This window comes from Actinophytocola sp. (assembly GCF_036555685.1).
In the GTDB taxonomy this organism is placed as follows: Bacteria; Actinomycetota; Actinomycetes; order Mycobacteriales; family Pseudonocardiaceae; genus Actinophytocola.
In genome coordinates this window covers 1-5,767 of record NZ_DATBKY010000097.1, presented here as the reverse complement: position 1 = coordinate 5,767, position 5,767 = coordinate 1, and the positions used below count along the sequence as shown (strand labels likewise).

Sequence of the window (5,767 nt, the reverse complement as noted above, 5' to 3'; positions counted from 1 at the left end):
CGGGATGGTGCCCGACGCAGCTCGAGCATGACCGGCTGCCTGGCGGGGGGAGCGTGTCGTGGACCGAGGCGTTCGGTGGCGTCGACCTGGACCCGGGAGCGGTGGCGGGCGGATATGCCGAGGCGTGTGCGGCCGCGCAGGCAGCCGTGCATGGGGCGACGGATCCCGACCATCTCGAGGCCATCCACGAGCGCTGGCTCACTGAGGTGGCCGACGCCGCGGTCGCCGAGCAGGTGAGCGCCGGGTCCGGCTGGGGTCATGTCGAGCTCAGGCTCCGGGCCTTTCCGGAGGCCGTACCGCCCCGGGCACTGCCGTTCCCACCGGTCGACGACGACAGCTTCCCGGCACGCCACCTGCTCGACGATGACACCGAAGGACTCGCGAAATCGGCCCACCGGCTGCCGGTGCCGCCGGTCTCCGACCGCTGGCGCGCCGTCCTCGAGGAGGCGCCGGACTCCGAGTGGGTGCACCTGGCCCGCGCCGTGAACGCCCACGTGCGGGGCGAGCCAGGCCGTGCCGCTGAGCAGTACGGCGCGAGCCTGGCCGCGCGCGAGAACCCGTGGGCGCTGCGAGGGCTGGCGCTCCTGGCCGATGATGATCGCGCGTGCGACCTGTACGCGCGGGCCCGGCGGCTCCGACCGGACTGCCGCGGGCTGGCCGTGGAGCAACTCGAGCGGCTGCTCGCCGCCGGACGGCCAGGTGACTGCCTGGACGCCATCGCGGCCCTGGACCCTGCGATGCGCGAACACGGCCGGACCCGGCTGCTGGAGGCCCGGGCGCGGCTGGCCGAGGGGGAGCGCGAGTGTGCCGCCGGGATCATGGAGTCGCTGGTCGTCGATGATCTCGCGGAGGGAGACACGGTCCTCGGCGAGGTCTGGGACGCGCTGCATCCGGGCGCCCCACTCCCCGCGCATCTCGACTTCCGGATGACCGACACAGGTGGCACCGGTGACGGGTGAGGTGATTGACCACTCCACCCGCTGGAGGATGCTCTCGAGGCGCTGTCGAGCATTAACCGCGAACCCGCGTCTGGGCACCCAAAGGTCAGCGGAACGTGCCCCGGGACACCGACCCCTCCAGCCGCCGCTGGAAGATCACGTACACGATCAGCACCGGCACGACCGTGATGACGACCGCGGCGAAGAGCGCCCCGAAGTCGACCGCGTAGCCGGCCTGCGAGGCGAAACTCGCCATCCCCTGGGTCAGCACATACCTGCTCTGGTCGGTGTTCAGCGCCACCGGCAGCAGGAACTGGTTCCACAGTCCGAGGAAGTTGAAGATCGCGACGGCGGCAATGCCGGGCCGCGCCATCGGCAGCATGATCCGGAAGAAGGCCCGCCACTCCCCGGCGCCGTCAATCAGCGCCGCCTCGTACACGTCGCCCGGCAAGGACCTGAAGAACGCGTAGAGGAAGAACACCGTGAACGGGAGGGCGAACGCGACGTACACCATGATCAGCCCAGGCAGGGTGTTGATCAGCCCGATGTTCTTCAGGACGAAGAACAGCGGCACGATCGCCAGGAAGATCGGGAAGGTCAGCCCCGCGAGCATCAGGTAGTAGATGAACCGTGCACCGGGGAACGTGAACCGCGCGAGCACGTAGGCGCACATTGCTCCCAGCAACATGACGAGCACGAGGGCGACACCCACCACGATGACCGTGTTCAGGAAGAACTGGCGGATCCCGGCGTCGGTCCACGCATGAGCGTAGTTGTCGAAGCTCCAGTGCGCCGGCAGTGAGAACGGCGAGGCCAGGATCTCCTTGGTCGTCTTGAACGACGACAGCACGACCCACAGGAACGGGACGATGACGATGATCGTCCAGATGAACAGGAGCGCGTGCGAGGTGGCCTCAACGGCCTTGTCACCGCCCGTCCGTGCCCTGCGGTTCCCGGTGACGATTCTCTCGTCGGTGGCGACGGCAGTCATCGGCCCCGCCTCCTCTCGCCGCCTCCGGTGAGACGGTTGATCGCGAATACGATCGCGGCGAACAGCAGCGTCACGACCGCGAGCACGACACCCATCGCAGTGGCGTAGCCGAACTCGCCTTTCCGGAACGCCGTGTTGAAGAGGTCCTGGCTCATCGTCAGCGTGGTGTTGTTGGGGCCGCCGTTCGGGTTCAGCGCCTGCATGTAGACGAAGGCGTCGAGGGCCAGGATCCCGAGATAGATGTACGCCGTCTGCACGGTGTCCCGGACGAGCGGGAGCGTGATCCTGATGGCCGTGCGGAACCGGCCGGCGCCGTCCATGCGCGCGGCCTCGTAGATCTCCGCCGGGATGCCTTTGATGGCCGCGACGAACAGCACCGTGTAGAAGCCGACGAAGCTCCAGATGATCACGAACATGGACGCCGGCATCGCCGTACGTGTTTCGCCGAGCCAGGCGAAGTTCTCGAACCCGCTGAGGCCGATCTTGGTGAGGGAGGCGTTGAGGAGCCCGGCGGAAGGGTCGTACACCTGCGCCCAGATGAGGCCGATGACGATGGCTGGGACGGCGTACGGGAAGAACGACACGACCCGGTAGAACCCGGAGCCGCTGATCCCGCGGATGCTGCCCCTGGTAGGCCCGTTCACGGTGACGGCCATCGCGATGACGAGCGCCAGCACAATGGTCACGAGCGGCACCACGATCGCCAGCTCCACGTTGTTGCCCAGCGCGCGCATGAAGATGTCGTCCTGGAACAGCTTCGTGAAGTTGCCCAGCCCGACGAAGTTGTGCGTCGTCGTGAAGCCGCTCCAGTCGGTCATTGAGTAGTACAGGGCCTGGCCGAACGGGTAGATCACGAAGATGAGGTAGATCGCCAGCGGCAGGCCGAGGAATACCGCCATGAAGCTCAGCCGGCCCCGGCCCGCCATCCGGCGCTGCCGGGCGGCCGGCCGAGGCCGGCCGCCGGCAGCCGGCGGCATGCTGGTCATGGTGCTGGTCACGTGACGGTCTGCTTCTTCACCGATGAGTCGTTGGCGATCTTGTCGGTGATGGTCTGCAGGCCCTTGGTGAGCCCGGGGACGTCGGTCTGGCCGGACAGGAACGAGTTCCACACCACCAGCTGGTCGGTGTTCATGCCGTAGTAGTCGACGAACTGGTAGTTGAAGGTGTTGGTGCCGGCGGCGTCCAGCATCTTGGTCTGCGAGACCAGCGCGGTCGACCCGAACCCGTCGGCCGGCACCAGGCCCTTGACGATCGTCGGCGCGAGACGGGTCTTGGAGAAGTTGGTCGCCGCCGCCTTCGACAGCATCGCGCGCAGGATCTCCTTGCCCCCAGCGACGTTATTCGCCTGGGACGGCACGATGAACGGCTCGCCAGCAGCGGCACGGAGCGACGCGTACGGCATCGTCGGGCTGGAGGAGACGGTCGGCTCCGGAGCACCGGTCATGTCGAAGCCGGACTTCGTCGCGTCCTTCATCTCGTTCTCGATCCAGCCGCCGGACGGGTAGAGGATCGCCTGCTGGTTGTTGCTCCACTTCGCCTGGGCGGCGGTGAACTGGGTGCCGGCGCCGCCGGGGACGAAGTAGCCCTTCTGCACCATCTGGCCAAGGGCCTGGAAGACGCTCTGGATCTGCGGGAGCGACCAGCATTTCGGCTTGAGGTTCTCCAGCGCCAGGCGGACCTCGTCGCCGCCCTCCTTGATGGCGGAGTTGACGGCCATCGTCTGGTAGTACGTCGCCGCCTCCTTGCCCCAGACCAAGAGGTACTTGCCCTTGGCCTTGGCCTTGGCGCCGAGGGCTATCGCCTCGTCCCAGGTCTTCGGTGGGGTCCAGCCGTTCTGCTGGAACAGCGAGGCGGAGTACCACATGCCGTAGACCGTCATCACGTAGTTCATCGCGATGAACTTGCCGCCGAAGGTGCCCGGGTCCTTCACGTTCGGGTAGAGCGTGTCCGAGATCTTGGTGCCCTCGTAGTTGTTGGCGTCGAAGACGCCGTCGAGCGTCTCGAGCTGCTGCTGGATGGTGCTGAACCCGATGGCGTTCGCACCCGAGTTGTCGATCAGGTCGGGCGGGTTACCGCCGACGAAGCGAGGCTGCAGCTGCTGGGCGATCTGCGTCGACGGCGACACCTTGAGCGTGACGCCCGAAAAGTCCGTCTGCTTCTTGACCTGGTCGGCGGCGAACTTGACGTAGTCGTAGCCGTAGCCGCCGTTGAAAATCACGGCCTCCACGCTCGAGGTCTTCGCGAGCCCGAACGGGTTGGTGGCCGACGTCGCGGCGCCACCACCGCCGCTCGAGGACGATCCGCCACACGAGGCGAGCGCTCCAGCGAACGGCGCGAGCGCCGCGGTCGCAAGGGCGCCACGGAGCAGGCTCCGGCGGTCGATTTCGATTTCTCGGCTCATCATGGGTCCCTTCGTGATGATCTCTTCTACTGAGTGCTCGGGTCGTGCACTTGTCCAGCTGCGGGCTGCCGATGGCTGCTGCGGTCAGGCCAGGCCGGCGATGCGCTCGCCGTACCGTGCCTTGAGGGCGTCGTTGTGCGCGTCACCTCCCGGGACGTTGGCTGAGATGTAGAGCGGCGGGACCTCACCCGCATCCCGGAGTCGCTGAGCCGCACCGAGGGTGAGGAGCTGGGCGATGTACGCGGCCGTGATCGAGGAGACCGCGCCGGCGGACAGCCCGCCGCCGAGGCCGATCGTGGTGTCGCCGAACGGCGCCCGGTTGTCGATCACGATGTCGGCGATCTCCGAGAGCCGCTTACCACTGCTGTGCTTGGGGCTGACGGCGTTCGTGTGCTCCAGGCTCGTCACCGCGATGACGGGGTGGCCGTCGGCCTTGGCGCGCGCGGCGAGGCCGACGATCGACCCGTTGACGCCGGAGTTCGACGCGATCAGGAAGACATCGGCCGGATCGAAGGTGTACAGCCCGTAGAGCTCGTCGACGACCGACTCGTCTCGCTCGAGGGTGGCGCCCTTGAGCACCGAGACGTCCCGGCTGCCGCGCAGGACGACGTCGCGCAGCACGATGGCGTGCGTCGGGATCAGCCCGCCGGCGCGGCCCGCGATCTCCATGGCGAACGCCTGGGAGTGGCCGGTACCGAAGGCCTGGAGAACGCCCCCGCGCCGCAATGAGGACACGATCAGGTCGATGGCCGGGTCGAGGCCGCCGGCACGGACCTCCTGGTCGAGGTCGTCGAGCCGACGGCGGACCTCGGTGGAGAAGCCGGCGAGATGTGCGCTCATGCTGTGGTGGTTTCCTTCGACGAAGGCACGGTCCGTGGCCGGGTCGCCGGGCGAAGCGGGCGGCGATGCGGCGCGACGGCCGCCGCGGAGGCCGCCAGCAGGCTCGTCGTACGCGAGAAGTCCCGTTGGGCCGCGAGGAGGTAGAGCAGGTCGATCACGAAGAGCTGGGCGTGCTTGGCCGACAGGTCGTCGGGCTTGAGGTACTCCCCCGGCGCGTGGCTGGTCAGGTGGGCGTCGGCGACCTGGGCCAGCGGGGAGGCCGGGTCGCTGGTCACCGCGACCGCGTAGGCACCCGACGACTTCGCCAGGGCCAGCATCTCGATGGTCTCCTCGGTGCGGCCGGTATTGGAGAAGGCGATCGCGACGCTCGAATCGCCCAGCAGGGCGGCGCTGGTGAGGCCGACGTGCGCCTCGCTCCACGCGTGTGCGTTGATCCCGATCCGGTAGAGCCGGGCCTGCAGTTCGACCGCTATGCCGGCGCTACCGCCGATGCCGTAGATGTCGACGTGGGTGCTCTGGGCGACGGCGTCCGCGACCCGGCCGACGAGCGCGGGGTCCAGCCGCTCCGAGGTGGACATGAGCGCCACGGTGTGGGCG

6 protein-coding genes are annotated in these 5,767 nt (G+C 68.1%); 1 reads left to right on the top strand and 5 read right to left on the bottom strand.

Annotation, left to right across the window (positions count from 1 at the left end; all coding sequences use genetic code 11):
• A partial coding sequence (locus VH969_RS09945; RefSeq protein WP_527249155.1) for a tetratricopeptide repeat protein occupies positions 1-959 on the top strand: 959 nt, incomplete at its 5' end.
• A gap of 85 nt (positions 960-1,044) precedes the next feature.
• Here the strand turns inward: VH969_RS09945 and VH969_RS09940 are convergent.
• From VH969_RS09940 to VH969_RS09920, 5 genes are all read right to left on the bottom strand, one after another.
• The gene (locus VH969_RS09940) at positions 1,045-1,929 is read right to left on the bottom strand and encodes a carbohydrate ABC transporter permease (protein WP_331973380.1); all 885 of its coding nucleotides are present in this window, start codon (positions 1,927-1,929) and stop codon (positions 1,045-1,047) included.
• The gene (locus tag VH969_RS09935) at positions 1,926-2,927 is read right to left on the bottom strand and encodes a carbohydrate ABC transporter permease (RefSeq protein ID WP_331973379.1); all 1,002 of its coding nucleotides are present in this window, start codon (positions 2,925-2,927) and stop codon (positions 1,926-1,928) included. Before VH969_RS09935 ends, VH969_RS09940 begins: the two co-directional genes overlap by 4 nt.
• Positions 2,924-4,333 (bottom strand): N-acetylglucosamine/diacetylchitobiose ABC transporter substrate-binding protein, encoded by a 1,410-nt coding sequence (gene ngcE / locus VH969_RS09930; protein ID WP_331973378.1) that lies wholly within the window; start codon positions 4,331-4,333, stop codon positions 2,924-2,926. The genes VH969_RS09935 and ngcE overlap by 4 nt, the downstream gene beginning before the upstream one ends.
• Before the next feature lie 81 nt (positions 4,334-4,414).
• Positions 4,415-5,170, bottom strand: a complete 756-nt coding sequence (locus VH969_RS09925) for a sugar isomerase domain-containing protein (RefSeq protein ID WP_331973377.1) — start codon at positions 5,168-5,170, stop codon at positions 4,415-4,417.
• Positions 5,167-5,767, bottom strand: a 601-nt coding sequence (locus VH969_RS09920) for a MurR/RpiR family transcriptional regulator (protein WP_331973376.1), incomplete at its 5' end; no start/stop codon positions are given. The genes VH969_RS09925 and VH969_RS09920, both read right to left, overlap by 4 nt.

Bases quoted from the DNA above. Each gene is read 5' to 3' on its own strand.
- VH969_RS09940 (WP_331973380.1), bottom strand. From the start codon at position 1,929: ATGACTGCCGTCGCCACCGACGAGAGAATCGTCACCGGGAACCGCAGG.
- ngcE (WP_331973378.1), bottom strand. From the start codon at position 4,333: ATGATGAGCCGAGAAATCGAAATCGACCGCCGGAGCCTGCTCCGTGGC.
- VH969_RS09925 (WP_331973377.1), bottom strand. From the start codon at position 5,170: ATGAGCGCACATCTCGCCGGCTTCTCCACCGAGGTCCGCCGTCGGCTC.